At 64.2% G+C, this 25032-nt stretch carries 25 protein-coding genes and 2 pseudogenes; 19 read left to right on the forward strand and 8 right to left on the reverse strand.

Annotation, left to right across the window (positions count from 1 at the left end; translation table 11 throughout):
• Positions 1-3: 3 nt before the first annotated feature.
• A complete protein-coding gene (locus ABD719_RS16225; protein ID WP_344694405.1) occupies positions 4-1782 on the reverse strand; it encodes a cation:proton antiporter domain-containing protein in 1779 nt (592 codons plus the stop codon).
• A 113-nt stretch (positions 1783-1895) separates the two neighbouring features.
• Here ABD719_RS16225 and ABD719_RS16230 point away from each other — a divergent pair, with 113 nt between their 5' ends.
• On the forward strand, positions 1896-2333 hold the full coding sequence (locus ABD719_RS16230; RefSeq protein WP_344694406.1) for a c-type cytochrome: 438 nt from the start codon (positions 1896-1898) through the stop codon (positions 2331-2333).
• A gap of 81 nt (positions 2334-2414) precedes the next feature.
• On the opposite strand, the gene ABD719_RS16235 is transcribed toward ABD719_RS16230, so the two are convergent.
• Positions 2415-3635 carry an NADP-dependent isocitrate dehydrogenase gene (locus tag ABD719_RS16235; RefSeq protein ID WP_192127849.1) on the reverse strand — a complete coding sequence of 407 codons (1221 nt, stop codon included), beginning with the start codon at positions 3633-3635 and terminating at the stop codon, positions 2415-2417.
• 212 nt (positions 3636-3847) lie between these two features.
• Between ABD719_RS16235 and ABD719_RS16240 the strand changes: the two are divergent.
• The 16 genes and pseudogenes from ABD719_RS16240 to rpmE form a co-directional block, all read left to right on the forward strand.
• Positions 3848-4732, forward strand: a pseudogene (locus ABD719_RS16240) (SGNH/GDSL hydrolase family protein); the annotation flags it as partial.
• A gap of 30 nt (positions 4733-4762) precedes the next feature.
• Positions 4763-4873 (forward strand): annotated as a pseudogene (locus ABD719_RS18735) (PEPxxWA-CTERM sorting domain-containing protein); the annotation flags it as partial.
• Positions 4874-4943: 70 nt separating this feature from the next.
• Positions 4944-5681, forward strand: coding sequence for a phosphatidylserine decarboxylase (locus ABD719_RS16245; RefSeq protein ID WP_344694432.1), 738 nt, complete (start codon positions 4944-4946; stop codon positions 5679-5681).
• A gap of 83 nt (positions 5682-5764) precedes the next feature.
• Positions 5765-6559: a CDP-alcohol phosphatidyltransferase family protein gene (locus tag ABD719_RS16250; protein WP_344694433.1), complete on the forward strand. Its 795-nt coding sequence runs from the start codon at positions 5765-5767 to the stop codon at positions 6557-6559.
• Positions 6560-7075: 516 nt separating this feature from the next.
• Complete coding sequence (rpsB, locus tag ABD719_RS16255) at positions 7076-7927, forward strand: 30S ribosomal protein S2 (protein WP_344694408.1); 852 nt, start codon at positions 7076-7078, stop codon at positions 7925-7927.
• Positions 7928-8015: 88 nt separating this feature from the next.
• Positions 8016-8951, forward strand: a complete 936-nt coding sequence (gene tsf, locus ABD719_RS16260) for a translation elongation factor Ts (protein ID WP_344694409.1) — start codon at positions 8016-8018, stop codon at positions 8949-8951.
• 293 nt (positions 8952-9244) lie between these two features.
• Positions 9245-9985, forward strand: coding sequence for a UMP kinase (pyrH, locus tag ABD719_RS16265; RefSeq protein WP_344694410.1), 741 nt, complete (start codon positions 9245-9247; stop codon positions 9983-9985).
• Positions 9972-10529, forward strand: coding sequence for a ribosome recycling factor (frr, locus tag ABD719_RS16270; RefSeq protein WP_344694411.1), 558 nt, complete (start codon positions 9972-9974; stop codon positions 10527-10529). The genes pyrH and frr overlap by 14 nt, the downstream gene beginning before the upstream one ends.
• Positions 10530-10590: 61 nt before the next feature.
• Positions 10591-11313 (forward strand): polyprenyl diphosphate synthase, encoded by a 723-nt coding sequence (uppS, locus tag ABD719_RS16275; RefSeq protein WP_344694412.1) that lies wholly within the window; start codon positions 10591-10593, stop codon positions 11311-11313.
• 62 nt (positions 11314-11375) lie between these two features.
• Positions 11376-12122 carry a phosphatidate cytidylyltransferase gene (locus tag ABD719_RS16280; protein WP_344694434.1) on the forward strand — a complete coding sequence of 249 codons (747 nt, stop codon included), beginning with the start codon at positions 11376-11378 and terminating at the stop codon, positions 12120-12122.
• Complete coding sequence (dxr, locus tag ABD719_RS16285) at positions 12119-13276, forward strand: 1-deoxy-D-xylulose-5-phosphate reductoisomerase (protein WP_344694413.1); 1158 nt, start codon at positions 12119-12121, stop codon at positions 13274-13276. Before ABD719_RS16280 ends, dxr begins: the two co-directional genes overlap by 4 nt.
• Complete coding sequence (locus ABD719_RS16290) at positions 13273-14406, forward strand: M50 family metallopeptidase (RefSeq protein ID WP_344694414.1); 1134 nt, start codon at positions 13273-13275, stop codon at positions 14404-14406. Before dxr ends, ABD719_RS16290 begins: the two co-directional genes overlap by 4 nt.
• 122 nt (positions 14407-14528) lie before the next feature.
• Positions 14529-17270, forward strand: coding sequence for an outer membrane protein assembly factor BamA (bamA, locus tag ABD719_RS16295; protein ID WP_344694415.1), 2742 nt, complete (start codon positions 14529-14531; stop codon positions 17268-17270).
• Positions 17270-17920, forward strand: coding sequence for an OmpH family outer membrane protein (locus ABD719_RS16300; protein ID WP_344694416.1), 651 nt, complete (start codon positions 17270-17272; stop codon positions 17918-17920). The genes bamA and ABD719_RS16300 overlap by 1 nt, the downstream gene beginning before the upstream one ends.
• Before the next feature lie 8 nt (positions 17921-17928).
• The gene (gene fabZ, locus ABD719_RS16305) at positions 17929-18417 is read left to right on the forward strand and encodes a 3-hydroxyacyl-ACP dehydratase FabZ (RefSeq protein WP_344694417.1); all 489 of its coding nucleotides are present in this window, start codon (positions 17929-17931) and stop codon (positions 18415-18417) included.
• Positions 18418-18528: 111 nt separating this feature from the next.
• The gene (rpmE, locus tag ABD719_RS16310; protein ID WP_192127866.1) at positions 18529-18759 is read left to right on the forward strand and encodes a 50S ribosomal protein L31; all 231 of its coding nucleotides are present in this window, start codon (positions 18529-18531) and stop codon (positions 18757-18759) included.
• A 56-nt stretch (positions 18760-18815) separates the two neighbouring features.
• On the opposite strand, the gene ABD719_RS16315 is transcribed toward rpmE, so the two are convergent.
• The 5 genes from ABD719_RS16315 to ABD719_RS16335 all read right to left on the reverse strand — a co-directional run bounded on the left by ABD719_RS16315 (position 18816) and on the right by ABD719_RS16335 (position 22992).
• Positions 18816-19070, reverse strand: a complete 255-nt coding sequence (locus ABD719_RS16315) for a ribosomal maturation YjgA family protein (RefSeq protein WP_344694418.1) — start codon at positions 19068-19070, stop codon at positions 18816-18818.
• Between the two features lie 136 nt (positions 19071-19206).
• Positions 19207-20775 carry a sensor histidine kinase gene (locus ABD719_RS16320; protein WP_344694419.1) on the reverse strand — a complete coding sequence of 523 codons (1569 nt, stop codon included), beginning with the start codon at positions 20773-20775 and terminating at the stop codon, positions 19207-19209.
• Complete coding sequence (locus tag ABD719_RS16325) at positions 20772-21206, reverse strand: winged helix-turn-helix domain-containing protein (protein WP_344694420.1); 435 nt, start codon at positions 21204-21206, stop codon at positions 20772-20774. Before ABD719_RS16325 ends, ABD719_RS16320 begins: the two co-directional genes overlap by 4 nt.
• The gene (locus tag ABD719_RS16330; protein WP_344694421.1) at positions 21131-21484 is read right to left on the reverse strand and encodes a response regulator; all 354 of its coding nucleotides are present in this window, start codon (positions 21482-21484) and stop codon (positions 21131-21133) included. The genes ABD719_RS16325 and ABD719_RS16330 overlap by 76 nt, the downstream gene beginning before the upstream one ends.
• A gap of 17 nt (positions 21485-21501) precedes the next feature.
• Positions 21502-22992: a DUF4153 domain-containing protein gene (locus ABD719_RS16335; RefSeq protein ID WP_344694422.1), complete on the reverse strand. Its 1491-nt coding sequence runs from the start codon at positions 22990-22992 to the stop codon at positions 21502-21504.
• Between the two features lie 52 nt (positions 22993-23044).
• On the opposite strand from ABD719_RS16335, the gene ABD719_RS16340 reads away from it, so the two are divergent.
• A complete protein-coding gene (locus tag ABD719_RS16340; protein WP_344694423.1) occupies positions 23045-23890 on the forward strand; it encodes an energy transducer TonB in 846 nt (281 codons plus the stop codon).
• Positions 23891-24135: 245 nt separating this feature from the next.
• On the forward strand, positions 24136-24720 hold the full coding sequence (locus ABD719_RS16345) for a glutathione S-transferase N-terminal domain-containing protein (protein ID WP_344694424.1): 585 nt from the start codon (positions 24136-24138) through the stop codon (positions 24718-24720).
• 20 nt (positions 24721-24740) lie between these two features.
• Here the strand turns inward: ABD719_RS16345 and ABD719_RS16350 are convergent, their stop codons facing one another.
• Entirely contained in the window at positions 24741-24950 is a 210-nt protein-coding gene (locus ABD719_RS16350; protein ID WP_344694425.1) for a hypothetical protein, read from the reverse strand.
• Positions 24951-25032: the final 82 nt, after the last annotated feature.

The following is a 25032-nucleotide window of genomic DNA, read 5'->3' on the forward strand; positions in this document are numbered from 1 at the left end:
CGTCTAGGCGGGTATTTCACCCTGCCGCCTGACCCGCCTAATCCGTGGTTCGCGGTCCAGTGCCGCCTCCCGCCGGATCAACTGGCGTAGTTCGTCACGTTTTTCGTGGATCGACGCGATCACCGGCCCCATCGCGACCCCCAGATCGACCAGCACCGCTTCCGACAGTTGCAGCGAACTTTCCAGCGTTTCCGGCACCGCATCCGTCACGCCGGCGCGGTAGAGCTCTGCGGCATGAGCGGCATCGCGGGCGCGGGCGATGATCGGCAGGTCGGGGGCCACCGCGCGCATCCGTCGCGCCAGCCGCGCCGTCAGCACCGGATCGTCCATCGTCAGGATCAGCGCCCGCGCGGAAGCCAGCCCGAGCCGATCGACCAGTTCGGCGCGCGCCACGTCGCCGAACAGTACCGGATATCCCGCCGCCCGTGCCTCCGATACCACGTCGATGTCCGCTTCCACCGCCAGATAGGATTGGCCGTGATGGGCCAGCATGTCCGCCACCATCCGCCCGACCCGTCCGAAACCGATCAGCACCGTACCCGGCACGGCCCCGGGTTCGATCACCGGTGCAGCCTCCACCATTCGCGCCTCGATCCGTTTCGACACCTGCCGCCCCGCCTTGGCGAGCAACGGCGTGATCGTCATCCCGATCGCGGTCACCGTCTGCCAGAAGGTGGCGGTGGAGGGCAGGATCAGCTGGGCCTGTGCGGCGGTGGCCAGCACGATCAGCGTGGTTTCGGACGGACTGCCCATCAGCAGCCCCGTCTCTGCCGCGATCGCCGGCCGCGCCTGTGTCACGCGGAGCAGCAGATAGGTGACGACGGTCTTCACCGCCACCACGCCGACCACCGCCAGCAGCAGCGATCCCCAATTGGCGGCGATCAGCCGCAGGTCGAGGCTCATTCCCACAGTGATAAGGAAAACGCCCAGTGCCAGTCCCTTGAAGGGCGCGGTTATCACCTCGACTTCGGAATGATATTCGGTTTCGGCGATCAACAGTCCCGCCAGCAACGCGCCGACGATCGGCGACAGTCCCGCCGCCGTCGTCGCCACTGAGGCGACGATCACCACCAGCAACGACGCCGCCAGAAACAATTCGGGGCTCTTCGTCCGTGCGGCCTGAGCGAACAGACGCGGCAGCACCAGTCGTCCCCCGACGTACAGCGCTACAACCGTCAGCCCACCGCGCAACGCAACCCCAGCCAGCCCGGCCCAGCCCTCGTCGCTCGCCGTCGGCGCCATCGCGCCGAGGGCGAAGATGATCGGCACCAGCGCCAGATCCTCGAACAGCAGCATCGCGAACGCACCACGCCCGACCGCGCTGGTGGTGCCCACCAATGGCAGCACGAGCGCGGTCGATGACAGGGCAAGGGCCAGGCCGAGCCCCGCCGCCCCCGCCCAGCCTTGGCCGATCATGTGCAGCGCGATACCGATCAATGCCGCCGATCCGATCAGTTCGGCCGCGCCGGTACCGAACACCAGACGCCGCATGCCCCATAATCGCTTGAACGACAGTTCGAGCCCGATCGAGAACAGCAGCAGGATGATGCCGAACTCGGCGAACGGTTCGATGGAATGCGGGTCCGATATGGTGATGTAATAGAGCCATGGGAACTGGCTGCTCAAGGCACCAAATCCCGCCGGCCCGACCAGCAAGCCGACCAGGATGAACCCGATCACCGGACTTATCCGGAAGCGTGCGAAGGCCGGGATCACCAGTCCCGCCGCCCCCAATATCACCAGCGCATCGCTGAAACCTTCATTATCGAGCCCGATCGCCATGGTGGCAGCTTAGCCCGATCGAACGCCGCTTGTCAGGCCCGTATGGAATCGAATTACCATCCGGAACGATCCGTCCGCTGTGCGTGACCGTTCCACGCCGATAGAGGTCGCCCATGTCTTTCGACCGTCTCCTCATCCCGCTTTTAACCCTTGGTCTTGCAGCCTGTGGCAATGCCGACCGTGAGGCGCGACGCGCCGCCGCCGGTTCCGATGCCGATCTGCCGGCGCTGTTGCGCATTGCCGATGCAGGGGCCGGGAGCCATGCCGCGCGGCAGTGCCTTGCCTGCCATACCTTCGTGAAGAATGGCGGCGATCGGGCCGGTCCCAATCTTCATGCCGTCATAGGGCGGCCGATCGCCGGCGGCAGCGCGCGCTATGGCTATACCGACGCGCTCAGTCGCATCGGCGGACGGTGGAGCGCCACGACAATGGATCGCTGGCTGGCAAATCCCGCCCGTTTTGCCCCCGGCACCACGATGCGTTTCGCCGGGATCGCCGATCCGCTCGAACGCGCCGACGTCATCGCCTATCTGGAAACGCTGTCCGACTGACGGCAAAAAGGGTCCGGAAGCGATCGCTTCCGGACCCTTTCTCGCGAAGACCGACGCCGCCGGCACGACGCCGGCGATCGATCAGGCCCAGCTGGCCATCTTGGTTTCGAGGTTCTTGCGCACCTGCTCGAAGAACTGCTCGGTCGTCATCCAGGGCTGGTCCGGGCCGATCAGGATCGCGAGATCCTTGGTCATGTGGCCGTTCTCCACCGTCTCGATGCAGACGCGCTCCAGCGTCTCGGCGAACTTCGTCACTTCGGGCGTGTCGTCGAACTTGCCGCGATACTTCAGGCCACCGGTCCAGGCGAAGATCGACGCGATCGGGTTGGTCGAGGTTGCCTTGCCCTGCTGGTGCTGGCGATAGTGGCGCGTGACGGTGCCGTGCGCCGCTTCCGCCTCGATCGTCTTGCCATCCGGGGTCATCAGCACCGACGTCATCAGGCCCAGCGACCCGAAGCCCTGCGCGACCTGATCCGACTGCACGTCGCCATCATAGTTCTTGCAGGCCCACACGAACTCGCCGTTCCACTTGAGCGCGGAGGCGACCATGTCGTCGATCAGGCGATGTTCGTACACGATGCCCGCATCGGCGAACTTCTGCTTGAACTCGGCCTCGAAGATCTCGGCGAACAGATCCTTGAAGCGGCCGTCATAGGCCTTCAGGATGGTGTTCTTCGTGCTGAGGTACAGCGGCCAGCCGCGGTTCAGCGAATAGTTCATGCTGGCGCGCGCGAAGTCGCGGATCGACTGGTCGAGATTGTACATGCCCATGGCGACGCCCGCCTCGGGGAAATCGAACACCTCATATTCCAGGACCTGACCGTCCTTGCCTTCCCACTTCATGGTCAGCTTGCCGGCACCGGGGACGAGGAAATCGGTCGCCTTGTACTGGTCGCCGAACGCGTGGCGGCCGACGACGATCGGGTGCGTCCAGCCCGGGATCAGCCGCGGAACGTTCTGGATGACGATCGGCTCGCGGAAGATCACGCCGCCCAGGATGTTGCGGATCGTGCCGTTGGGCGACTTCCACATCTTCTTCAGGCCGAATTCCTCGACGCGCTGCTCGTCGGGGGTGATCGTCGCGCACTTCACCGCCACGCCGTACTTCTGCGTGGCATGCGCGCTGTCGATCGTCACCTGATCGCCCGTCGCATCGCGGTTTTCGACGCTGAGGTCGAAATAAGCCAGTTCGATGTCGAGATAGGGCTTGATGAGGCGTTCGCGGATCCATTCCCAGATGATCCGCGTCATCTCGTCGCCGTCGATCTCCACGACGGGCGTCTTCACCTTGATCTTCGCCATCTTCACGTTCCTTGGCAGGGGAGGGGATGCATCTGCGTCTAGGATGCACGTCACGGGCTGGCAACCGCAGGGGTGATGCAGATTTCGGTTCCGTCGAACCGCGCAACGCGCCATGATGCGGTTAACGACATATAAATGTCAGGGAGAGAGTGATGAAAGCGACCGATCGCGCGCTGGCCCGTATCGCCATGGCCACAGCTCCATTGCTGTTGATGGCGACACCTGCCGCCGCCCAGCAGCGTTACAGCAACCTGTTCGTGTTCGGCGATAGCCTGGTCGATGCCGGCAACGCGCAGGAAGGTCAGCGTCGGGCGGGCAGGACCGATCCCGCGCCCGCCGCGGCCGGCTATTTTCAGGGGCGCTTCTCCAATGGCGATACGTTTGCCGATTACCTGTCGATGTCGATCGGCGGTACGCGCACCCAGGCGTCGCTGCTCGGCGGCCTGAACTTCTCGGTTGGTGGGGCGCAGGCGCGCGAGATGACGGGTGATGCCAGTCCCAGTTTCGCGGAGCAGATTGGACAATTCGCCCTGTCTGGCAAGACGATCGACGGAAGCTCGCTGGTGCTTCTGACGTTCGGCGGCAACGATGTCCGCAACGAACTGACACGGTTCGGCGGGTTCCTCGCCGCCGGCAGGCCGCAGGATTTCGTGGCCGATTTCAGTGCATCGCTCGCCGCCCTGTCGTCCGGGCTGGACGCGCTCTACACGAGTGGCGCGCGCAATTTCATCGTTACCGGTCTGCCCGATATCGGCAAAATTCCTAACGTAACACGACGTGGGTCGGCCATTCTGAACGACAAGGGCGAAGATCTGTCGCGGATGCTTAATTCGGGTTATGACCCTGCGACGGGTGTAGACGATCTGCAGGGCATCGACGATATCGTGGCCGCCTTTGCGGGACGCAGCGGCGCCGATGCCCGTTTCTTCGACCTGTTCGACTATCAGCGCCGTCTCGGCGCCGATCCGCAGGCGTTCGGCTTGCCGGCTACACTCAACCAGCGTGATATCTGCCTGGCCACGCCGGGGCAGGCACCCGGTTGCGAGGGCTTCGTCTATTTCGACGACATCCATCCGACCACGCAACTCCATCGCGCAATCGCAAACGGACTGACCACGCAACTGGGCATCGCCGCCATCCCCGAGCCGGCTAGCTGGCTGATGATGATCGCGGGTTTCGCGCTGGTCGCCTCGACGATCCGTCGTCGTCGCTACGCGTTGCGGATCGTCTATGCCTGAGCCGGATACGGATGTGGCGGCCGGGGACGTGCGATTGTCACCGGCGGCCCATGCCGGTACACCGGTTGCCATGACCTCACTCGACAAGCCGCCCCTTACGACCACCACGGTGAAATGGCGCTTCCCCGCCGTTCATCCCGAAGGGCGAAAATATGTCGCGATCTCGGCCGGGATCACGCTGCTGCTTACCATCATATCGAACGTGCTGTTCTGGCCGATGGTGGGCGTCACCCTGTGGGTGGCGACGTTCTTTCGCGATCCCATCCGCACCACCCCGCAGGGCGACGGGCTGATCGTCGCGCCGGCCGACGGCCTCGTCACCATGATCCAGCGCGTGCCGGTGCCGCGAGAGCTGGTCGGCGAACTGGGCGAGGCGCCGCTGACCCGTGTGTCAATCTTCATGTCGGTGTTCGACGTCCATATCAACCGCACCCCGATCGCCGGTACGATCCGTCAGGTCGTCTACATCTCCGGCAAGTTCCTCAACGCCGATCTCGACAAGGCGTCGGATGAAAACGAGCGTCAGCATATTGTCGTGGAAAGCCGTCCGCAGCCGGATGGTACCGTCCGTCGCATCGGCTTCACCCAGATCGCCGGGCTGGTAGCGCGCCGTATCGTGCCGTTCGTGAAGGCAGGCGACATGGTCGCGACCGGCCAGCGGATCGGGCTGATCCGCTTCGGCAGTCGCGTTGATGTGTTCCTGCCTGACGACATCGCACCGCAGGTCACGCTGGGCCAGCGCTCGATCGCGGGCGAGACGGTGATCGGCCGCCTCGGTGCCACTGCCGTCACCGGTATCGCACAGTGACAACGCCGCAGAACGACGATCACCGTCCCGTCGATCCGGGCGACGGCACGCTACCGCTGCGCGAGCGCCGCGCGCGCGATCAGTTGCGTGCCCGGCGGTTCGCCCGCCCCCCCCGCGGCCTTCCGCTCAGGGCGGTCGCGCCCAACGCCGTCACGGCGCTGGCGCTGTGTTCGGGATTGTCGGGCGTGCGGTTCGCAATCTCGGGCGAATGGGAGCGCGCGGTCACGATGATCATGATCGCGGGGGCGCTGGACGGCATCGACGGCCGGATCGCCCGGATGCTGCGCGGCGAAAGTCGGTTCGGAGCCGAACTCGATTCGCTGTCGGACGCGATCTCGTTCGGCGTCGCGCCGGCACTGATCCTGTATCTTTGGTCATTGTCCGCGCTACCACGTTTCGGCTGGGCCGCAGCACTTGTACTGGCGGTATTCTGCGCCCTCCGCCTCGCCCGGTTCAACGCCAATATCGATGAGGTCGAGCAACCTCATAAGTCTGCCGGTTTCATGACCGGCGTACCGGCGCCGGCCGGTGCCGGTCTGGCCCTGTTGCCGCTGATCCTGTGGCTGTGGACCGACCTGCCGATTCTCAATTCGCCCTATCTTGTTGCACCTTGGGTGGTGTTCGTGGCAATGCTGATGGTGTCGAGCCTCGCCACCTTCTCATGGAAATCGCTGCGGCTGCGTCGTACCGTCCGGTTCGAGGCACTGGCCGTGGTGGTCCTGATCGGAGCTGCCCTGGTCACCGCGCCATGGCATGCGCTCAGTGCGATCATTATTGCCTATCTGGTCGCACTGCCTTTCAGCATAGCCAGCTACGCCCGGGTCAGGCGACTTCGCGCAACCGTCGCGCCGGCACCGGCAGTGACGCCCGCCGCCTGACTGCGATCCGCCGCTCGGCACGAACCAGTTGTTCGAGCGGTGCGAAACCACGATCGGCATGGCCCGCAGCCACGCGAACCATCCGTGACCAATGTGGGCCTACCGCAAAGGCAATCACGGCGATGGCAGTGACCAGCGCGCCTGCGAACACTACGATACTGACGACTGCCATCATATACGCCTCCCTGTCCGCAAGCGCCAAATCCTGTCGCCTGCGCCAACCCTCGACTCAGCCGGCCAGTTCCCGGCAATACTGCAACCATCATAGCGACTAACGGCAGCGATCCGTGCCGAACCCGTATAATCGGAAGACTGTACGTCTGTTGAACCTGTTATGTTCCTATCACGTTCCGCCCGTCAAGCCGATTCGGCAATGAAACGGAACGGTTGCGCGTGCTGTGCAGGTACGGTAAGTGGCGCGCCTCAACCCCACATGGGAAGCATCATAGCCCGGTGCGCAGGTCTTCAGGCCACGCGTCATCCGCTTCCCAGAGGCTCAACCGGAAGGAATTACCTATGGCGGCACCCGTCGTCACCATGCAGCAGCTGATCGAAACCGGTGCGCATTTTGGCCACCAGACGCATCGCTGGAACCCCAAGATGAAGCCATACATCTTCGGTGACCGCAACGGCGTCCATATCCTCGACCTGTCGCAGACCGTGCCGCTGTTCGCGCGCGCGCTGGAATTCGTATCGTCGTCGGTTGCGGGCGGCGGCAAGGTGCTGTTCGTCGGCACCAAGCGCCAGGCGCAGGAGCCGATCGCCGATTCGGCGCGGCGCGCCGGCCAGCATTTCGTCAACCATCGCTGGCTGGGCGGGATGCTCACCAACTGGAAGACGATCAGCAACTCGATCAAGCGCATGAAGACGCTGGAAGAGCAGCTGTCGGGCGACACGCACGGCCTGACCAAGAAGGAAGTGCTGCAGCTGACCCGTGAAAAGGACAAGCTGGAACTGTCGCTGGGCGGCATCCGCGACATGGGCGGTATTCCCGACGTGATGTTCGTGATCGATGCGAACAAGGAAGAGCTGGCGATCAAGGAAGCCAACACGCTCGGCATCCCCGTCGTGGCGATCCTCGATTCGAACGTGTCGCCGGACGGCATCGCCTTCCCGGTTCCCGCCAATGACGACGCCGCCCGTGCCATCCGCCTGTATTGCGAGGCGATCGCCATCGCCGCGACCCGTGGCGGCCAGGAGCAGCAGCGCCGTTCGGGTGCCGATATGGGTGCGATGGCCGAGCCGGTCGCCGAAGAGACGCTGACGGTCGAAACGCCGGCCGCGCAGCCCGGCGACGAGCCGGAAGATGCCGCGACCGCCACGGTCGAGGGTGCCGGCGCCGAGACCGAGCGCCAGATCGACGCATAACCTTCACGGGTTCGTCATGCGGGCGGGGCAGGGCGCGGAAACGCCCGGCCTCGCCCGCAACCACATTCAGAACAGAAGGACGACAGACATGGCCGATATCACGGCAGCGATGGTCAAGGACCTGCGCGAGAAGAGCGGCGCGGGCATGATGGATTGCAAGAAGGCGCTGAACGAGACCTCGGGCGATATGGACGCCGCGCTCGACTGGCTGCGCACCAAGGGCCTCGCGGCCGCACAGAAGAAGTCGAGCCGCACCGCCGCCGAGGGTCTGGTCGGCGTCGCGACGTCGGGCAACAAGGGTGCTGCAGTCGAGGTGAATTCGGAAACCGATTTCGTCGCCAAGAACGACCAGTTCCAGGCGTTCGTCCGCGAAGTCACGCAGATCGCGCTGGCGGCCGGCGATGATATCGAGACGATCAAGGCTGCGGCGATGCCGTCGGGTACGACCGTCGCCGAGGTGCTGACGAACAACATCGCCACGATCGGCGAGAATCAGTCCTTGCGTCGCGCCAAGCGCCTTGAAGTGAGCAAGGGCGCGGTCGTGTCCTACGTCCACAACGCGCAGTCCCCGGGCATGGGCAAGATCGGCGTCCTCGTCGCGCTTGAATCCGACGCGTCGGACGAGGTGCTGCAGGGTCTGGGCAAGCAGCTGGCGATGCACATCGCCGCCGCCTTCCCCAAGGCGCTGAATGAGGCGGATCTCGACGAGACCGAGATCGAGCGTGAGCGTGCGATCGCTGCCGAAAAGGCCGGCGAATCAGGCAAGCCAGCCGACATCATCGCCAAGATGGTCGAAGGCTCGATCGCCAAGTACCGCAAGGAGCACGCGTTGGTCAGCCAGCTGTTCGTGATGGACGGCAAGACCAAGATCAGCGACGTCGTGGCCAAGGCAGGCAAGGACGCCGGCACTACCATCGTCCTGAAGGACTATGTCCGCTTCCAGCTCGGCGAGGGCATCGAGAAGGAGGCATCCGACTTCGCGGCGGAAGTAGCTGCCGTATCGGGCGTGCCGCAGGGCAACTGATACTGGACGCCCGGTCCTTTACCGGGCCGGGCGATCCACTTGTTGCTTCCCCATACGGTCTGGAGTTTGGAGGCGTCGAGGTAACGGGTGTCCGTTGCCACGCACACCGACGGCCTTCAAACCGTTTTGGGGATGACGCATGTCTGGCGCATCTCATTCGTCCTGATGCATGACATGCCCGGTAGCCCGCGTTGCGGACGTGCGACATTTCTCTTCGGGCCGGCCACCATGGTTGCCCCGCCAGTCCCCCGCGTCTAGGGTTTGCCCCGCTTCCCCCAACATAACCGAGACGCATGACCGAACCCCGCTTCAAACGCATTCTGCTGAAACTCTCCGGCGAAGTCCTGATGGGCGAGGGTGGTCTGGCGATCGATCCCGTCGTCACCGCCCGTGTCGCGCAGGAGATCGCCGATGTTCGTGCTCAGGGGTATGAACTGTGCATCGTCGTCGGCGGCGGCAACATCTTTCGTGGCCTGTCCGCCGCGGCCAAGGGGATCGAGCGCGCGACCGCCGATTACATGGGGATGCTCGCCACGGTGATGAACGCGCTGGCGGTGCAGAACGCGCTGGAGCAGATCGGCGTCGATACCCGGGTCCAGTCGGCGATCCCGATGGCCAGCGTGTGCGAACCCTTCATCCGTCGTCGTGCCGAACGGCATCTGGAAAAGGGCCGCGTCGTGATCTTCGCCGCCGGTGTCGGCTCGCCCTTCTTCACCACCGATTCCGGTGCCGCGCTGCGAGCCGCCGAGATGAAGTGCGATGCGCTGTTCAAGGGTACGTCGGTCGACGGCGTCTATGATGCCGATCCCAAGAAGGTACCGACCGCCACCCGTTACGATACGGTCACTTACTCGAAGGTGCTATCCGATGACCTGAAGGTCATGGACGCCAGCGCCATCGCATTGTGCCGTGACAACGCCATTCCGATCGTGGTCTTCAATATCCGCGAACACGGCAATTTCGCCGCGGTCCTCGCCGGTGAAGGCATCTGCACGATCGTGCAAAATCAGGAGAACATCGATGCCAGCCTATGACAAGGCCGATATCCAGCGCCGCATGTCCGGCGCGATCGACGCGTTGAAGCACGATCTGGGTGGACTGCGCACCGGTCGCGCCTCCACGACGCTGCTCGATCCCGTCAACGTCGAGGTCTATGGCAGCCACATGCCGTTGTCGCAGGTAGCGACCGTCTCTGCGCCCGAGCCGCGGATGCTGTCGGTACAGGTGTGGGACAAATCGAACGTCAGTTCGGTGGAAAAAGCGATCCGCTCTGCCGGTCTCGGTCTCAATCCGATCAACGACGGACAGACGCTGCGCCTGCCGATCCCCGACCTGACCGAGGAGCGCCGCAAGGAACTCGCCAAGCTCGCCAGCCAATATGCCGAAAAGGCGCGTATCGCCGCGCGCAACGTGCGCCGCGACGGCATGGACAACCTGAAAGTCGACGAGAAGAAGAACGTTTTCGGTGAGGACGAGCGCAAGCGTCACGAAACCGAGCTGCAGAAGATCACCGACAAGACCATCGCCGATATCGATGCCGCGTCGGCTGCCAAGGAAAAGGAAATCCTCGGCAAGTGAGCGACGGGGCGTTTCCTATCGTCCATTCCGTCACCGGTGCGATGCGTAGCCGGGGCGGGGCATGAGTACCGCCCCGATCCTCGCGCCGGCCGATGCGACTGGCGCGATTCCGCGCCACGTCGCGATCATCATGGACGGCAATGGCCGCTGGGCACGCCAGCGACATTTGCCCCGCCTCGCCGGGCACAAGGCGGGGGTGGAGGCGGTGCGCCGTGTCACCCGGGCCGCCCGCGCGATGGGGATCGAGGCGCTGACGCTCTACGCCTTTTCGTCGGAAAATTGGCGGCGTCCGGCCGAGGAAGTCGGCGACCTGATGGGTCTGTTGCGGCTTTTCATCCGCTCCGATCTCGCCGAACTGACGCGGGAGAATGTGCGGCTGCGGGTGATCGGCGACTATCGTGCCTTTTCCGCCGATCTGATCACGCTGATCGACGACGCCATCGCCCGCACTGCCGGCAATGACGGGCCGTTGCTGGCGATCGCGCTGAACTACGGCGCGCAGGCGGAACTGGCCGCCGCCGCCCGCCGCCTCGCCGCGCGTCTACCCGCCGACCAGATCGATGAGGCTGCGATCGAGGCCGAACTGGACACCGCCGGTCTGCCACCGCTCGATTTGGTCGTCCGCACCTCAGGCGAGCAGCGGTTGTCGAATTTTCTGCTGTGGCAGGCGGCTTATGCCGAATTGCTGTTCGTCGATACGCTATGGCCCGACTTTGATGGCGATGCGCTGGCGGAGGCGGTCGCCGCGTTCGGTCGGCGTCAGCGTCGTTACGGCGGCCTGTGACGGAAGATTTTCCTCCGACGCCCGATGCCAAGCTGCGTACGCCGTCCAACCTCCGGTTGCGCATGATCGCCAGCGTGGCGATGATCGCGGTCGCGCTGGTCGCGCTCTATGCGGGCGGGTTCGTGTTCTGGCTGCTGGCGGTGATCGCGGCTTTGTTCATGATGGCGGAATGGTCGGGCTTGCACGGTGCGGATGCGAAGACCAAGCGGACCGCGCAATTCGCCCTGTCGGTGCCGCTGGCGATCATGGCGCCGATCGCGGCCGGGCCACATTTTTTCGTGCTTGGGCTGCTTGGCGCGGCATTCTTTTTCATCGCGATCGTCAAGCGCGATGCCGGCCTCGCCTTCGGGGCGGTTTATGTCGGTTTGCCGGTGTTCGCGCTGCTACTGATCCGTGGGCAAGCGGATGGGCTGGTGCTGACGCTATGGACGCTGTCGCTGGTTTGGGCGACCGATATCGGCGCATTCTTCACCGGCCGGACACTGGGCGGGCCGAAGCTGGCCCCCCGGATCAGTCCGGCCAAGACCTGGTCGGGCCTGATCGGCGGTGTGATCCTCGCCACGCTCGTCGCCTTCGCGCTGCATGTCGGTTACGGCCTGCCGTTCCGCCTCGTTATCGCTACTCCGTTCCTCGGTCTGCTCGCGCAGGGCGGTGATCTGTATGAAAGCGCGCTGAAGCGCCGGGCCGGCGTAAAGGACTCCGGCAACGTCTTGCCCGGCCATGGTGGCGTACTGGACCGGCTGGACGGGGTCGTGCCGGTTGCGCCGATCGCGGCGCTGCTTGTGATCCTGCCGCAGCTGCTCGCATGAGGACCGTCACCATCCTCGGTGCGACCGGATCGGTCGGCACCTCGACGCTCGACTTGGTCGAGCGGGAACCGAACCTTTACCGGGTACGGGCACTCACCGCCAATTGCGACGTGACCAAGCTTGCCGCCGCTGCCCGCCGGACCCATGCGGAACTGGCGGTCGTCGCCGACGAAGCCTGTCTACCTGCGCTGCGCGACGCGTTGGCCGGCACCGCCACCCGCGCTACCGGTGGCCGGGCGGCAGTGATCGCTGCTGCCGCTTCCGGCGCAGACTGGACGATGGGAGCGATCGTCGGCTGTGCCGGGCTGGAGCCGGTGATGGCGGCGATCGGGCAGGGGGGCACCGTCGTCCTTGCGAACAAGGAGCCGTTGGTGTCGGCGGGCGAGGTCATTCTCGCCGCCGCCGCCGCATCGGGCGCGACGCTGCTGCCGGCGGACAGCGAGCATAACGCCATCTTTCAGTGCCTCGACCCCGCCCAAGTTGCGCAGGTCCGTCGCATTGTCCTGACCGCCAGCGGCGGCCCGTTCCGTGACTGGTCGCTGGCGGACATGGCGAACGTCACCCCCGCACAGGCGGTGGCGCATCCCAACTGGTCGATGGGTGCCAAAATTTCGGTCGATTCGGCAACGATGATGAACAAGGGGCTGGAGCTGATCGAGGCTGCCCGCCTGTTCCCGGTCGATCCCGACCGGATCGAGATTGTCATCCATCCGCAATCGGTGATCCATTCCGCGGTCGATTATGTCGACGGATCGATGCTGGCGCAGCTCGGCCCATCCGACATGCGGGTGCCGATCGCGCATTGCCTGGCATGGCCGCAGCGGATGGTAACACCGATGGCCCCGCTTGATCTGATCGCCTTGGGCCGGCTCGATTTCGCGGCACCCGATCCGGTCCGCTTTCCGGCGTTGCGGCTGGCGCGAGAGGTGCTGCGGGCTGGTGGCGCACGTCCCGCCATTTTGAATGCCGCCAACGAAGTCGCTGTCGCCGCCTTTCTGGCCGGGCGCATTGGCTTCCTCGAAATTGCCGCAATCGTGGAACATACGCTCGATAGTTACGACCCGCCCGCTCCCGAAACGCTCGACGCGGTCATCGCTGTCGACGCCCGGGCGCGGATAGTGGCGGGCGCGCGCGCAGAGGATCGTACCGCTTGATCGAAACCCCCGGCTTCCCGTTGACATTGCTGGCTTTCATCGCGATGATCGGCCCACTCGTCTTCGTGCATGAGATGGGCCATTATCTAGCTGGTCGCTGGTTCGGGATTGGCGCCGATGCCTTTTCGATCGGATTCGGACGTGAGATTGCCGGCTTTACCGATCGGCACGGCACACGCTGGAAATTCGGCTGGCTGCCGCTGGGTGGGTATGTCCGCTTCGCCGGTGACATGAATCCTGCAAGCCAGCCTAGCGCGGAATGGCTGGCATTGCCTGCCGCGGAGCGTGCAAGGACCTTCCAGTCGAAACCCGTCTGGCAGCGCGCCATCGTCGTGGCGGCTGGCCCCGTCGTGAATTTCCTTGTTGCGATCCTGATCCTCGCCGGCTTTGCGCATTTCTACGGCACCCGCCATGCGCCGGCCACGGTCGGCTCGGTCGTAGGGGGAAGTCCGGCGGCAAAGGCCGGCCTGCGTGAAGGCGACCGGTTGCTGACTCTGGGTGGTCGTTCGGTCGACGATTTCGCCGGCATCGCCGAATATGCGATGTTACGCCCGGGTGAGACGATCCGGGTGACCGGCGAACGCGCTAGCCGCCCGATCGCCACGACGTTGACGATCGGCACGGTCGAACAGCGTGACCGGTTCGGTAACGTCTACCGCATCGGCCGCGTCGGCATCGGCAGCCCGCCGGTCGAGTATCGCCCGGTGTCGTTGTTGCGGGCGCCGGTCGAGGGCACGATACAGGTCGTTGCGATCGTGCGCGGCTCGCTCGATGCGTTGGGCCAGATATTTACCGGCCGGCGTTCTGTCGACGAACTGGGCGGACCGCTTCGCATCGCCAAGATCTCGGGCGAACAGATGACCCTCGGGTGGCCCGCCTTCATCGGACTGATCGCATTGGTGTCCATCAATCTGGGGTTCATCAACCTGCTGCCAGTGCCGATGCTCGATGGCGGCCACCTGTTCTTCTATGCGATCGAGGCGATCCGGCGCCGGCCGGTCGAACCCCATGTGCAGGAATGGGCATTCCGCGGTGGATTGGCCGCGATTCTGGCTTTGATGCTGCTCGTGACGTTCAATGATCTGGGCCAACTTGGCCTGTGGCGTAATCTGGCCGGCTTGATCGGTTGACGAAGCTGGGGCAGGGCGACCGCGCAGGGGTCGGCTACTCGTTTTCCTGGGGTGGGTTTTTTAGCGTGAACAATAACCGTCAAAAGGTCGCTGTCATCGGCACGGCATTGCTGGCGAGCACAATGCTCGCAGGCATCCCCGTGTCGGCACAGACCGCGCCCGCCTCTACTACGCCCGCCGCCACGCAGGGTTCCAGGCCGGCACGTGCTCCCGCCGTCGGACAGGTGGCGACGCCTGCTACGCCAGCACCGGTGGCGCCGCTCGCCGGCGGTACAATTCGCACCTTGCGCGTCGAGGGGTCGCAGCGGATCGAGCCGGAAACGGTGCTGTCCTATACGAAGCTTCGTGTCGGCATTCCCTATACCACCGCCACGCTCGATCAGGCGCTGGTCGATCTGCAGGCGTCCGAGCTGTTTGCCGATTATTCGATTTCCGGTGTCGAAAGCGGCGATATCGTCCTGCGCATCCGCGAGAACCCGATCATCAACCGGGTAATCCTAGAGGGTAACAAGGCGATCAAGAGCGACAAGATCCAGAAGGAACTGAAGCTCGCCCCCCGCCAGATTTTCACCCGTACTGCGGTGCGTGCCGATGTCGGCCGGATCGTCGAACTATATCGTCGGCAGGGCCGATTCGCTGCGGTCGTCGAACCCAAAATGGTCAGCCTCGACCAGAACCGGGTCGATATCGTGTTCGAGATCACCGAGGGATCGAAGTCCAAGGTCCGCCAGATCAACATCCTTGGTAACGAGAAATTCTCCGACGATGCGTTGCGTGGCCAGATGGCGACCAAACAGTCGCGCTGGTTCCGCGTCTTGTCGTCGGGCACCAGCTACGATCAGGATCGCCTGAATTACGACCAGCAGAAGCTGCGGCAATTCTACCTGACCGAAGGCTATGCCGATTTCCGCGTCACCAGCGCGGTGGCGGAACTGACGCCGGACAAGCGCGACTTCATCATCACCTACGTTGTCGAGGAGGGGCCGCGCTACAAGTTCGGCGACGTTACCGTCGACAGCGAGATTCGGGATTTCGACAATACCCGTCTCGCCGCATCGCTGCCGATGAAGAAGGGCGACTGGTACAACGCCAAGATGGTCGAGGATTCGGTCGAGAACCTGTCCCAGACCGCCGGCCTGTTCGGCTACGCCTTCACCAACGTCGATCCCGAATTCCAGCGCGACCGTGAAACGCTGACGATGGGGATCAACTTCCACATCGCGCAGGCGCAGCGCACCTATGTCGAACGGATCGACATCAACGGCAACACGCAGACGCAGGACAAGGTCGTCCGCCGCGAGATGCGACTGGCCGAAGGCGATGCGTTCAACGATTTCCAGATCAAGCGATCGCAGGACCGGATCAACTCGCTGGGCTTCTTCCAGGACAAGTTCGAGATCAAGCGGACGCCCGGCACTACGCCCGACCGCATCCTGCTGGAGGCACCCGTGGAGGAGAAGTCGACCGGCGAACTGCAACTGTCGGCCGGCTATTCGTCGCTGGAACGCTTCATCATCCAGGCGAACATCACCCAGCGCAATTTCCGCGGCAAGGGGCAGGAGTTGCGCGCCGGCGTCAACTATTCCAGTTATCAGAAATCCGTCGAGCTGGGCTTCACCGAACCCTATCTGCTCGACAAGAACGTCGCGATCGGTGTCGACCTGTTCCGCCGCGATCTGAACCAGTTCAACTTCACCACCAACGGTGATCGCAACCAGCTCTACAATCAGGTATCGACCGGTTTCCAAATTCGCACCGGCGTACCGCTGACCGAATACTGGTCGCTGTCGGGCCGCTATGGCCTGTCCTATGACGAGGTCGGACTGGACGAAAGCCTGCTGGTCAATGGCCAGTGCAGCACGGCGACGGTCGGCCGTTATCTTTGCGAAGCGCTCGGCAATCGCTGGACGTCGTCGGTCGGCTATTCGCTGATCTACAACAGCCTCAATTCCGGCCTGCGTCCCACGGCAGGTACGCGCTTCTCGTTCAGTCAGGATTTCGCCGGGCTGGGCGGCGATGTGAAATACATCCGCACCCGTGCGGAAGTGGCGAAATATTACGGGCTCGGCAGCGGCTTTGTCCTCTCGTTCCTGGGCGAGGGCGGCTATATCAAGTCGCTGGAAAAGAACCGCGGCCCCGGCATCGACGAAGTCCGGATCATCGATCGCTTCTATCTGGGCGAGCCGAACTTTCGTGGTTTCGACATTCGCGGCGTCGGCCCCCGTGTGCAGCGCACGCCGCTGGTCACCGATCCGGTCACCGGCATCCAGTCGCTTGTCACCGATCGCAACCAGATCGTCGACGACCCCTTGGGCGGCAAGGCCTATTATCTCGGCCGGGCCGAGCTTGAGATTCCGCTTGGTGCGGGCGCGCGCGAGCTCGGGCTGCGTCCGTCCATATATGTGCAGGCCGGCAGCCTGTTCAGTCTGAAACAGCCGCTCAAGACCACCGATTTCGCGCAGGCGAAGAACCCCGCGACCGGTGCCCTGCTCTTCAACCCGGACGGTTCACCGACGCTGCTGGGTACACCGATCACGACGATCGTGAACAACCAGACGCTGGCTCTCTATTCGGTCGGCGCGACCGATACGGTCAATGCCGGGCTGGGTACGACGTGCGCCGTGGGATATTCGGCGACGCCTGGCGGCACCTGCACTGGATCCTCCGTTAATATAGCCCAGGTCAGCCAGCCCTTCTTCGAGCAGTTTCTCGGCAATTCAGCGCGTCCGCGTCTGACCGTCGGTATCGGCGTCAACTGGAATTCGCCCTTCGGCCCCTTGCGCATCGATCTTGCCAAGGCGCTCATCAAGCAGAAGGGCGACGACAACAAGCTCATTACCTTCAACGTAGGAACACAGTTCTGATGACTATCAAGACGCTCCTCCTCGCCGCCGCCCTCGTTGCTCCGGCCTTGGCTGCCACCGCAGCCGGCGCACAGACCATCGCCGTCGCCAATCCCGAAGGTGCGGTCGCCAATTCGAAGGCGTGGTCCGCTGCCCGTGCGCAGATCGAGACGACCTACAAGGCACAGCTCGATCAGGCGAACGCCCGTCGCGAGGCGGTCGGCCGTGAACTCCAGCCGCTGGTGACCGCGTTCAACACCGCCCGCGCCGCGCCCAACGCCAACCAGGCGGCGCTGCAGACGCAGGCGCAGGCGATCCAGACGCGCGAGCAGGCGGCACAGGCCGAACTGTCGCGCCTGACCGCCCCGGCGCAGCGGGCGCAGGCCTATGCGATCGAGCAGATTTCCGGTCGCCTGTCCGATGCGGTGCAGGCCGTCGTCCGTGCCCGCAACGTCACCATGCTGGTCCGTCCCGATGCCGTGCTGTTCGCCAATCCCACCGCTGACGTGACTGCCGCAATCACCACCGAGCTGGATCGTCTGGTTCCGAGCGTCGGCATCACCCCGCCCGCGAACTGGCAACCCGGCCAGCAGCAGCAGGGCGCTGCACCTGCCGCCACTGCACCTGCCGCGACCGCGCCCACCCGCCCGGCACAGCCCTCCGGCCGGTGAGCGATACCATGACCGCGCCCGATGCCGGGGAGACCGAAACGGTGATCGGCCCGCTCGATATCGGGCGGGTCATGGCCGCGCTGCCGCACCGCTATCCCATGCTTCTCGTCGACCGCGTCGAGGAACTGGTGATCGACAAGCGGATCGCTGCAATCAAGGCGGTGACGATCAACGAAGGCTTCTTTCAGGGCCACTTCCCCGGCCGGCCGATCATGCCCGGCGTCCTCATCGTCGAGGCGCTGGCGCAGGCCGCCGGAATCCTCGCGGTCGAAAGCCTCGGCCTCGCTGGCTCGGGCAAGCTCGTCTATTTCATGGCGATCGATGGAGCCAAATTCCGCAAGCCGGTCGAACCCGGGGTGCTGTTGCGGCTGGAAGCCAGCTTCGTGCAAAAGCGCGCCAGCGTCTGCAAGTTTGCAGGCATTGCCAGAATTGATGGCCAAGTGGTTGCGGAAGCGAACTTTACCGCAATGATCGCAAACCCGCCCAAGCCCGCCTGACGGCAGCCTTGGGGGATACGGCCCGCGAACTTTGACTTATGAAGCAGGGGCCGCTAAGCGCCCCGGCTTGTTCTTCGGCTGGTCGGAACCAGCCATATCAGGAGCGTTTCGATGAAGACCGATACCCACCCCGACTATCACACCATTCGCGTCCAGATGACCGATGGCACCGTGTTCGAGACTCGTTCGACCTGGGGCAAGGAAGGCGATCTCATGACGCTCGACATCGATCCGCTGGCGCACCCGGCATGGACGGGTGGCCGCGGCACCATGCTCGACACCGGCGGTCAGGTCGCCCGCTTCAACAAGCGCTTCGGTGGCGGTCTCACGCTCCGCAAGTAATCGTTCAGACGGTTCGGGAAGAGGCTGATTCACGGGATGTCGTGAGCCAGCCTTTTTCATGTGCGGCGACGATGCTTATAATCGATAAGCGTCCCGATCGTGATCGCAAGTGCATAGACGACCAGATCGACGATCGAAAACACCCGCCCGAACAACAGGGCGCCCAGCCAGTTCGCTCGCATGGCATCGAGTGCGGGTAGATGGTAAAGTTGGGACAGTTCGATCCCACAGGCGATGATCGTCGCAACAGCACCACGTCGGCTTGGCGACCAGCGCGGTCGGACCATGCCGACGATGGTATGAATCATCATTGCCCAAAGGATCGATCCGCCATGTTTTACCACGGCACCGGGCAGACCCATCGGCACCAGCCGGAGTATCAGGCCAGCGACCATCAGGCCGGCGATCGCCAGCAGCGATCGGGGCAGGGGCCGACGTAACGTGGAGTCAGTCATTGGCCTGAACGGGTAACGTAATCCGGAACACCGCCCCCGCCTGTTCACCATCCAGCAGCGTGATGGTTCCGCGATGCGCTGCAAGCAGCGAGCGCGCAATCGGCAGCCCCAGTCCGGTTCCTCCCGTCGTTCGGCGACTGGTGAAGAACGGTTCGAAGACGCGGGCACGATCGCCCGGCGGAATGCCGGGACCGTCATCGCTCACCGTCAGAGCGATCGACCTGTCATTTTGTCGGCCATCGATCGTCAGACGCGACGCACCCGCCTGACCGCTGTTCTCGATCAAGCAACTTAAAACGGATGCGATGGCGGCGGCCGGCACCGCCACCGCGGGTAAATCCGAAGGCAGGCGAAGCGTGACGGTGAAGCCCCTCCGGCTATCGGCGTCCGCCACCTGTTTCGCGACGTCGGCGACATCGCACGTCCCGCCGCCCATCGCCGCCGCCATATCGGCGCGTGCCAGATCGAGCAGCCGGCTGACGAGCAGGGTCAGTCGTACGGCATCCGATGCGATGTTGGTCAGGAACCGTTCGCGGTCCACCACTCCCATGTCGGGGTGGTCCTGCAGCAGTTCGACCGCCCCGCCGATCCCGGACAGCGGCGTCTTGAATTCATGTCTGACCGCATGGGCGAAGTCGCGCAGGTAGCGGGAGCGATGCTCGATCGCCTCCGCCATGCTGCCGAAGTCGCGGTAGAGCGCCTGAATTTCGATCGCGGCGGTGGTGGGCGCGTCGGGCACCGTGCCGCCGCCACTAGCAACGACACGGGTGGCGGCACCCAGCGCTTCGACCGGACGGACGATGCCGCGTGACAGCAGGCCGCTTAATACAACAAGCGTCGTAAAAATCAGCAGTATGCCGATCGCAATCTTGCCGCGATCGGCATCCAGCCCGGCAAACAGCGCGCGTGGCGGCTGCGATAACAGGACGACGCCCACGATCCGTCCACCGGCGACGATGGGTCGGGCGTGATGGATGCGCAGGTCGGCGGCGCGGGCCAGCCATTCACCCATATAGGCGGGGCGATGGGCGCGGTTCCGCCGCAGCGTCGTGGTGGCATCGCCGCCAAGCGCCATGCGGACCTCCAGCAGGTCGGCATGGCTGCCGCCCCCGCCTGGGCCGACCAGGATGTGACCGCGGCGATCAAGCAACAGGATAGCGGCGCCGGTCGATCGCGCGGTCAGGCGGATGACGGGCGCTACTCGCCGGGTCCATGCCAACGTCTGTCGATCTTTTACCAAGGCGGCGAGATGGGGACCGGGGCGGTCGGACAGGATCGGTGTCAGTCGCAGGTCGATGGACGGCGCTTCCGCCGGCGGCAAGGACGGTACCGCGATCGGCTCACCGTCCCGCCATTCCACGGCGGCGGCCGCGGCCAGTGCGGCGCCCTGCGCGACCAGTGCCGCCTCGGACTGGCGGACCAGGGCATTTTCGTAGACGCGTAGAAACAGCGCACCGACACCCGGCAACGCCGCGACGAAGGTGAACGTCAGCAACAGGATCGTGCGCAACCGCAGGCGCGGCCAGTACCGCCGGACGATACGCTTGACGCGCTCGATCATCCGCCGGCGCAGACGCCAAGGCGATAGCCGATCCCCGCGCGCGTCTCGATCACGTCGTGGGCGCCGACCCGCGCGAACTTGCCACGCAGGTTGCGGACATGGCTATCAATCGTGCGGTCGGTCACCGCGAAGCCGGGCCCCCGCAGCCGGTCGATGATCGCGTCACGGCTGAACACCTTGGACGGCATCGTTGCCAGCGTCCGGAGAATACCGAACTCTGTAACGGTCAGTACCACGGCCTGCCCACCCCAATCGGCCTGCCAGCCTTCGATGTCGAGCGTCAGCAGGCCGCAACGAAGCGTTGCCGTCGCCGCGATCATCGGCGGCCGGATCGCCACCCGCCGCAGGATCGCCATCACCCGTGCCACCACCTCACGCGGGGAAAAGGGTTTGGTGACGTAATCGTCCGCCCCCAGTTCGATTCCCAACACCGGTCGATTTCGTCTTCGCGGCTCGACAGGAACAGGATCGGCACGTCGCTTGCCGCGCGAAGCCTTCGGCAAACCTCGATTCCGTCCATGCGGGGCATGTTGATGTCCAGGATCACGAGGTCCGGTGCAGCGGTATCAGCCATGGCCAGCCCCGACTCGCCATCCTCTGCCTCAATCGTGTCAAGCCCGGCCTTGGTCAGCGCGAAGGCGAGCAACTGGCGGATGTGCGGATCGTCGTCGACGATCAGGATCGTGCGGGGCATGGGGAACTGGATCATGGCAGCAGGCCGCGCGGTCAAGGGCGAGCCGCCGGGGCCGAAGCCCCGCCGACCGATCCGTTGCAATTCCGCCAGGCGCCATTGGGCAGTGGCGAGGGGCGTGTGGGATCGGGGCCAAGCATCGCGGTCGCCCTTACCAGCCGTCGTTCCCCCCGCGCCGTCCAGTGCGTCCAGCTTTCCTGTCGGGCCGACAAATCGGCGTAGGTCTGCGTGCGGACATACCGGATGCGATCACGCATGGCGGCATCCATTGTCTGGTGTTCAAGATGGATCAAAGGGAGCAGCGCCGCATCTCCCAATCCGGCAAGGTAACAGAGATCGACCCGATGCGGCGACTGATGCCGGACGTTCCACGTGGCGGCGATTGCCCCCAGATCGATGAAGCTACAGACGGCAAGCACCAGAAAAGCGGCCAATGCGTTTCGATTGATGAGCCACCGCGCACTGTGTCCGGACAGAATACGCCAGCAGATCAGTACGAGCCCCAGTCCGACCAGCGCCATCCAGACAAGTGCGGCGAGCCGCAACCCGGTCATCATCTCCGTGTCGATATAGTCTATCGTTCGCCATGCGCTGGACGCCACGAGGATCAGGTTCTGCACCACCCACAACACGACCATCCGTCGTGCCCAAGGATGGTGTTCGCTCGCGCTGCCGGGACGCAACATCGCGAGCGCCATGACCCCGGCGATCAGCACGGTGACGATCAGTGGATAGGCACCGCGATGGACATATTCGGTCTGCGTCATCCCCGCCGGCAGGAAACCTCCACTCCACAGCACCATGATGTCGAGGGCGTTCTGGACGGCGAAAATCCCGTTGAACAAAGCAAGCGCGATCAGGACCGATGGCAGCGACGTGCCCGGCAGGATAGGCTCGGGATCGGGCAATCGCGCGGCCAGCCGCGTCGCCAGCGGATGCGGGCGCAGGCTTGGCCACAGACAGATGGCGGCCAACGTCCATACCAGCATCTGCAGGATCGACGGCAGCCGGATCGCCGCAAGTGCCCGTGCGATCACCGGATTGGCGGCAGCGAACAGCGCTACGAACAGGCCACCACCAATCAACGGCAGTGCCAGGGTCGCCGCCACCACGCCCGGGCTGTGCCGTACATCACGCCGGGCGCGCAGACTTCGTGAAAGATCGGCGATCAGCGTAACGATGCCGGCAGCGGCATGCAGCACCAGCCGCACGGCCCAATGCCATGCATCGTCGAAGCTTCCCGTCCGCGGCATCAATGCTGCGACCGACAGCGCACACCAGAACAGGGTCCAGTTCAACGGACCGGGATCATCGACCAATGCCGCCGCGAAAACCCCGGCCAGCGCCAGCGCGCACCATGCACGACGGTCGCGTCGGACGTCGGTGCGCCCCAGCACCATTCCCACCAGCCACGCCGTCGCGAATCCGCCGATGACCGCACCAGAAAAACCGAACGTAAACAGGCGGTCAAACAGCGCTACGAGGATTGCGGTGATTGCCGCTTTGCGAAGAAAACTGAACCGCACGGGGGTGCTCCTCTTGCCAAGAGCGAGCTGTTTGCAGAGCGCCAGTGGAGACTTGATCCGGCACGTGCGGATATTTCAGGTAAGGAATGTGCAGATCAAGTGCAGACGGGCCGGGCCGGCGTTGCCAAAGCCATCCCGCCGCATCATCTTTTCATCCGTGACGGCACCGACACCCATGCGCGACAGGATCGGGGCGGCAGCGTCGACCGCGGCGGTTGTCGGAGCCTTGGGTTACGGACTGATCCTGGGGCTCGCCCTCCATCACGCGGTGCCCACGGCACAGGAAGCATTGACGATGTTCGATGTGGTTCCCGTGGTGCCGGCGATCGCACGCGTGATTCCACCGCCCCGCAAGGTCAGCAGGCCCAGTGGCAGGGCGTCATCGCCCAATCTTCAGTCTAGGGCGACCGAAGCAACGGCACCCATGCCGATCATCCGGGTCGCCCCGCCTCCACCGATCATCCTCGCGCCATTACCCGATGTCGGCGCCATGGCCATGTCGGGGGTGTCGAATCGGGCGGGGCCGGGTACCGGTGCTGGCGGGATCGGTGACGGCCGCGGCGCGGGCGGTGAGGGCGATGGCGATGGTAGCGGCCGGGAACGCGTACCTCGACTGATCCGCGGGCGGATCAAGGGATCTGATATTCCCGATCCCGTTCTGGACACCGGCTTCAGCGGCGTTGTCGGCGTGCGATTCCAGGTCGGCACCGACGGTCATGTCACTGCATGTACCGTGATACGATCAAGCGGTAACGCGTTGATGGATCAGGCGACCTGCAATGCGATAGAAAAGCGTTTCCGTTACGATCCCTGGCGCGACAACGCAGGTCGGCCGGTCGCCTCGACCGTGCTGCGGGATCAGCAATGGGATATCGATCCGCCAACGCCGAAACGATGATACGATAGCCGCGTCGCTCCGCTGCTCCCTGGTTGAGCCTGGCGGTGGCCAACTACCGTTCCAACCATATGCAGAGGAGGTTGCCGTCCCGACTTGTCGAGGCGGCGTTCATTCCTGTCCATACAATGATGCCCGCCGACTTACCTGAAGGGCGATGCCGGCACATCTCCAGCTTTGCGTCCATTGATGGCACGCAGCCATCGTCTGGCCGACGCGTTAACACCGATTAACATGGAGGATGCCTGATGAAGCTCTATTACTCGCCGGGTGCGTGCAGCCTGGCCGACCATATCGCTTTGCATGAGGCAGGTTTGTCATTCGAGCACGAAGCGGTTGATCTGAAGGCCAAGAGCACCGCCAGCGGGGCTGATTTCATGGCGATCAATCCAAAGGGATATGTGCCGGCGCTCACCCTCGATTCCGGCGAAACCCTAAGCGAAAACATCGCAATCCTTGATTGGATCGCCCATCAGGACAGCGCGCTTAAGCCATCCAGTCCGATGGGACACACCCATCTGCTGGAGGCGCTAGCCTATATCTCAACCGAGATTCACAAGAGCTTCAAGCCCTTTTTCGCGGGCGGCAGCGACAGCGACAAGGCAAAAGCCGGCGAAGTGATCCTGAAACGGATGGGCTATCTGGCCGATACGATGCAGGGTGATTTCTTGTTCGGTACAAAGGTCAGCGTCGCCGACTGCTATCTATTCGTCATGCTGCTCTGGGCCCGGAAGAACGGTCTCGATGTTCCGGCGGCGTTGGCAGCCTTTCGCGATCGCATGATGGAATTGCCGTCGGTAAAGACAGCGATGACGCACGAAGGCCTGATTTAGGGAACCGGGGGCGTGAGCGGTCAAGCTGGCTGCTTCACGTCCCAGTCGCGTTTCAACCAATCGTCTTGGTGCGGCCCTTGCACCAAGACGGCGGTATCGGGTGCCGATCCGATGTCAATGATCACCATCCGATCGCTCTCCAGCAACGGGTACAGCATGTCGCCCATCGGATCGAAATCCAGCGCACTGAAGCGTCCCGGGTTTCCCGGAGGCAGTTCGGTTTGGGTCATGCCGCCATATCGAGTTCCTTGTGTGCGGCATAGTAGTTGGTTTCGGCTTCGGCGGGGGTGACGTAGCCGATAGGTCCGAAGA

This window comes from Sphingomonas cynarae (assembly GCF_039537815.1).
In the GTDB taxonomy this organism is placed as follows: Bacteria; Pseudomonadota; Alphaproteobacteria; order Sphingomonadales; family Sphingomonadaceae; genus Sphingomonas; species Sphingomonas cynarae.

What these genes read in the sequence shown, in the direction of transcription:
- ABD719_RS16225 (WP_344694405.1), bottom strand. Translation starts at nt 1,782, where the DNA reads ATGGCGATCGGGCTCGATAATGAAGGTTTCAGCGATGCGCTGGTGATA.
- ABD719_RS16230 (WP_344694406.1), top strand. Translation starts at nt 1,896, where the DNA reads ATGTCTTTCGACCGTCTCCTCATCCCGCTTTTAACCCTTGGTCTTGCA.
- ABD719_RS16235 (WP_192127849.1), bottom strand. Translation starts at nt 3,635, where the DNA reads ATGGCGAAGATCAAGGTGAAGACGCCCGTCGTGGAGATCGACGGCGAC.
- ABD719_RS16245 (WP_344694432.1), top strand. Translation starts at nt 4,944, where the DNA reads ATGACCTCACTCGACAAGCCGCCCCTTACGACCACCACGGTGAAATGG.
- rpsB (WP_344694408.1), top strand. Translation starts at nt 7,076, where the DNA reads ATGGCGGCACCCGTCGTCACCATGCAGCAGCTGATCGAAACCGGTGCG.
- tsf (WP_344694409.1), top strand. Translation starts at nt 8,016, where the DNA reads ATGGCCGATATCACGGCAGCGATGGTCAAGGACCTGCGCGAGAAGAGC.
- pyrH (WP_344694410.1), top strand. Translation starts at nt 9,245, where the DNA reads ATGACCGAACCCCGCTTCAAACGCATTCTGCTGAAACTCTCCGGCGAA.
- frr (WP_344694411.1), top strand. Translation starts at nt 9,972, where the DNA reads ATGCCAGCCTATGACAAGGCCGATATCCAGCGCCGCATGTCCGGCGCG.
- uppS (WP_344694412.1), top strand. Translation starts at nt 10,591, where the DNA reads ATGAGTACCGCCCCGATCCTCGCGCCGGCCGATGCGACTGGCGCGATT.
- ABD719_RS16280 (WP_344694434.1), top strand. Translation starts at nt 11,376, where the DNA reads ATGATCGCCAGCGTGGCGATGATCGCGGTCGCGCTGGTCGCGCTCTAT.
- dxr (WP_344694413.1), top strand. Translation starts at nt 12,119, where the DNA reads ATGAGGACCGTCACCATCCTCGGTGCGACCGGATCGGTCGGCACCTCG.
- bamA (WP_344694415.1), top strand. Translation starts at nt 14,529, where the DNA reads ATGCTCGCAGGCATCCCCGTGTCGGCACAGACCGCGCCCGCCTCTACT.
- ABD719_RS16300 (WP_344694416.1), top strand. Translation starts at nt 17,270, where the DNA reads ATGACTATCAAGACGCTCCTCCTCGCCGCCGCCCTCGTTGCTCCGGCC.
- fabZ (WP_344694417.1), top strand. Translation starts at nt 17,929, where the DNA reads ATGACCGCGCCCGATGCCGGGGAGACCGAAACGGTGATCGGCCCGCTC.
- rpmE (WP_192127866.1), top strand. Translation starts at nt 18,529, where the DNA reads ATGAAGACCGATACCCACCCCGACTATCACACCATTCGCGTCCAGATG.
- ABD719_RS16315 (WP_344694418.1), bottom strand. Translation starts at nt 19,070, where the DNA reads ATGATGATTCATACCATCGTCGGCATGGTCCGACCGCGCTGGTCGCCA.
- ABD719_RS16320 (WP_344694419.1), bottom strand. Translation starts at nt 20,775, where the DNA reads ATGATCGAGCGCGTCAAGCGTATCGTCCGGCGGTACTGGCCGCGCCTG.
- ABD719_RS16330 (WP_344694421.1), bottom strand. Translation starts at nt 21,484, where the DNA reads ATGATCCAGTTCCCCATGCCCCGCACGATCCTGATCGTCGACGACGAT.
- ABD719_RS16345 (WP_344694424.1), top strand. Translation starts at nt 24,136, where the DNA reads ATGAAGCTCTATTACTCGCCGGGTGCGTGCAGCCTGGCCGACCATATC.
- ABD719_RS16350 (WP_344694425.1), bottom strand. Translation starts at nt 24,950, where the DNA reads ATGACCCAAACCGAACTGCCTCCGGGAAACCCGGGACGCTTCAGTGCG.